We start from the raw sequence: 829 nt of genomic DNA on the forward strand, positions 1-829 counted from the left end.
GGCCTGCTGCAGCGAAGTGAACAAATGCCGTGCCTCGGCGTCGGTCGGCGCGGCGAAGACGTTGAGGCCAAGCATGACATACGGCCTGTCGAGTTCGGCCGACGGCTGGAAGCGCGAGCGGTAGACCTCAAGTGCATGGTCTAGCTCGGCCGGCGCGAAATGCGAGGCGAAGGCGTAAGGAAGGCCGAGCAGGGCGGCGAGTTGCGCGCCGTACAGGCTGGAGCCGAGGATCCAGACCGGCACCTTTTGGCCTTCGCCGGGCACGGCGCGGATGCGTTGACCCTCCTCGGCCGGCTGGAAATAGCCCATCAGCTCGACGACGTCCTGCGGGAAATTATCGCTGGCCTCGAGATTGCGGCGCAGCGCCCTGGCGGTCATCATGTCGGTGCCCGGCGCGCGGCCTAGCCCGAGGTCGATGCGGCCGGGAAACAACGCCGCCAGCGTGCCGAACTGCTCGGCGATGACCAGCGGCGCATGGTTGGGCAGCATGATGCCGCCGGCGCCGACGCGGATCGTTTTTGTGCCCCCGGCGACATGGGCGATGACCACCGAAGTCGCGGCACTGGCTATGCCCGGCATGTTGTGATGCTCGGCCAGCCAGTAACGCCTGTAGCCGAGGCGTTCGGCATGGCGGGCGAGGTCGAGCGAGTTCGCCAGCGAGCGCGAGGCATCGCTGCCTTCGGCGATCGGCGACAGGTCAAGGACGGAAAGGGCTGTCATTTCTCAGCGCTCCACGATGCTCTTTTCCCGCAGCCTGGCCTCGAAGGCAGGCCGGTCCGGGATGACGATGTCGATCTGGTTTTTCAGCACGTCGGCAAGTTCGGCCGCC

The 829-nt window shown here is 66.7% G+C and carries 1 protein-coding gene; it reads right to left on the reverse strand.

The features are described from left to right. Window positions 1-720, reverse strand: a 720-nt coding sequence (locus EN742_RS36395; RefSeq protein WP_148670588.1) for an LLM class flavin-dependent oxidoreductase, incomplete at its 3' end; no start/stop codon positions are given. Between the last annotated feature and the right edge of the window lie 109 nt (window positions 721-829).

Origin of the sequence: Mesorhizobium sp. M4A.F.Ca.ET.020.02.1.1, from assembly GCF_004022645.1 — a bacterium.
Lineage (GTDB): Bacteria > Pseudomonadota > Alphaproteobacteria > Rhizobiales > Rhizobiaceae > Mesorhizobium.